The sequence below is a fragment of the Actinocorallia lasiicapitis genome (assembly GCF_054778695.1).
Genome location: NZ_BAAGZI010000600.1, coordinates 1 through 2,358 on the forward strand (window position 1 = coordinate 1; position 2,358 = coordinate 2,358).

Consider the following 2,358-nt stretch of genomic DNA (forward strand, 5'->3'; position numbering starts at 1 on the left):
GCTGCCGCCCGTCCCCGGCCTGCCCGACGTCCTGCCGGTGGCCGGTGGCAGCAGCCCCGCCGCCCTGCTCGGCGGCCTGTCCGGGCTGACCGGAGCGCTGCCTGCGGGCGCCACCTCGGCCCTGCCGCAGCTCCCGATGTAACCGCTCCCGCCACACGAAGATCTGCACGGCCGTCCCGGCCGTGCAGATCTTTTTCGTTGGTGATCCAGATGTGATCTGTGCGATAACCGGACGGTAACGGCGATCTTCGTCTAATGTCACAACCGGTCAGTTCCGGGGGTGAGAAATCCCACAACAGGCTGCCGGAACGGTTCTGTCCGGCAATTCAGACGTAATGTCGCAACCTGTGCGCCCCGGCCCCATCGGTGTGGCCGCGAACTGAAGATGCACCCCCGCGCCGGCGCCCAGCGCCCGCGCCGTCCTTGTCCCCTACTTTGGGATCCTCTGTGCGCAGAATCGTGCTCATCGTCGCCGTCGTGCTCGCCGTCCCCCTCGCGTTCAAGGTCGTTCCGACGGCCCTGGCGGCGGCCCGCGGCCCCGAGACCTCCGGCACCGCCCTCGTCCCCGAGAGCGCGCCGCCCGCCCCCGAGACCACCGCCCCCGAGCCTGCGAGCTCGAAGATCGCAGCCCCGAAGACCACAGCCTCGAAGACCGCGCCGCCCGTCCTGGCCGCGCCGCGGCTGCGGGCCAAGAAGGCCGCGCCCCACCGCCCCAAGCAGGCGAAGGTCCTGTCGAGCGGGGCCTGCGAGGCGTCGTTCTACGGTGAAGGCCAGGCGACGGCCAGCGGCGAGGCGTTCAACCCGGGCGCGCTGACGGCCGCCCACCGCAGCCTGCCGTTCGGCGCACGGGTCCGGGTGATCAACAAGAACAACGCGGCGTCGGTGGTCGTCCGGATCAACGACCGCGGCCCGTTCTCGCCGGGCCGCTGCCTCGACCTCTCGACGGCCGCGATGCGCGCGGTCGGCGGGATCTCCTCCGGGGTGATCCCGGTCCGCTACGAGGTCCTCGCCGCGTAGAGCTCGCCCGCGAACCGGTCGGCGACGTCCCGCATCACCGGCACCACCTCGGCGATGGCCTGCGGCGTCATCCGGCCGGACGGCCCCGACACCGAGAGCGCGGCCAGGGTGGGCGCGTGCAACGGCACCGCCACACAGCGGACGCCCAGCTCCTGCTCCTCGTCGTCCAGCGCATAGCCCTGGTCGCGGATCTTCGCCAGCTCGGCCATCAGCGCTTCGGGGTCGGTGAAGGTGCGGTCGGTGCGGGCCGGCATCCCGGTCCTGGTGACGATCGCACGGGCCGTCTCGGCGGGGAGCTGGGCGAGCAGCGCCTTGCCGACGCCCGTGCAGTGCGGCAGCACCCGCCGGCCGACCTCGGTGAACATCCGCATCGAGTGCCGCGACGGCACCTGCGCGACATAAACGACTTCGTCGCCCTCCAGGACGGCCATGTTCGCGGTCTCGCCGATCTCGTCGACGAGCCGGGCCAGCACGGGCTTCGCCCAGGTGCCGAGCAGCCGCGACGCGCCGTCGCCCAGCCGGATCAGCCGCGGCCCGAGCACGTACCGCTTGGACGGCTCCTGCCGCACATATCCCCGGCCGACGAGGGTCTGCATCAGCCGGTAGATCGTCGGCATGGGCAGTCCGGACGCCGCGGTCAGCTCCGACAGGGCCATCTCGCCCCCCGCGTCCGCCAGCAGTTCCAGCAGCTCGAAGGCCCGTTCCAGCGACCGTACGCTCATCCGTCACCCCTCTCACCCTCAGCATACGGAGTTTCGCTTTCGCTCTGTGAAACCCCGCGCCGACGTTAGCCGAGTCGATCTTGCGGGCATCACCCTCAAGCCCCCCGCACCGCCCGGCCGCCGCCGTCCGGGCCGACCGGGGAGGTAGCACTTGAGGGGCGTCCTGCTCACCGCGACAGTCGCCGCCCTGACCGCGACCGTCCTCGCCCCATGCGTTCTCGCCCCGCCCGTCCGGGCCGAGGCGGGACGGCCGCAGCGGGCGGCGCTGGTCGGCGTGTCGGTGGTGGAGCTGGGGGCCAGATTCGGGGGCGTCCGCTATCTGGTGGCCGTCGAGCCCCTGGGAGGGGTGCCGCGGGGAACGGTCCTCACGTTGAGCACCGCGGGGGAGTGGGCCGGGGTGCCGTCCGCCTGCGTGCCCGCCGAGGAATCGCTGATCTGTCCGCTCGGGGATCTGACGGAGCGGCGGGAACTGCGGGTCGGGGTGCGGCGGCCCGAGGTGGCGAGCCGGGCCACCGGGCCGGTCGGCACGCTGTTCGGGAACGCCGTCGACGCGTTGACGGCGGTCGTGCGCGCGTCGAACGCGCCCGAGGCGGTGGCCGGTTCGGAGCCCGGGCCGGAG

Annotated in this window: 3 protein-coding genes; 2 read left to right on the forward strand and 1 reads right to left on the reverse strand. The window is 72.8% G+C overall.

The genetic code is table 11. The features are described 5' to 3' along the window. Nucleotides 1-447: 447 nt before the first annotated feature. On the forward strand, nucleotides 448-1,017 hold the full coding sequence (locus ACYVE7_RS32735) for a septal ring lytic transglycosylase RlpA family protein (RefSeq protein WP_460370293.1): 570 nt from the start codon (nucleotides 448-450) through the stop codon (nucleotides 1,015-1,017). On the opposite strand, the gene ACYVE7_RS32740 is transcribed toward ACYVE7_RS32735, so the two are convergent. Then, nucleotides 996-1,739 (reverse strand): IclR family transcriptional regulator, encoded by a 744-nt coding sequence (locus ACYVE7_RS32740; protein WP_460370295.1) that lies wholly within the window; start codon nucleotides 1,737-1,739, stop codon nucleotides 996-998. The two genes, ACYVE7_RS32735 and ACYVE7_RS32740, sit on opposite strands and share 22 nt — an antisense overlap. Before the next feature lie 151 nt (nucleotides 1,740-1,890). Here ACYVE7_RS32740 and ACYVE7_RS32745 point away from each other — a divergent pair. Beyond that, a partial coding sequence (locus ACYVE7_RS32745; RefSeq protein WP_460370296.1) for a hypothetical protein occupies nucleotides 1,891-2,358 on the forward strand: 468 nt, incomplete at its 3' end.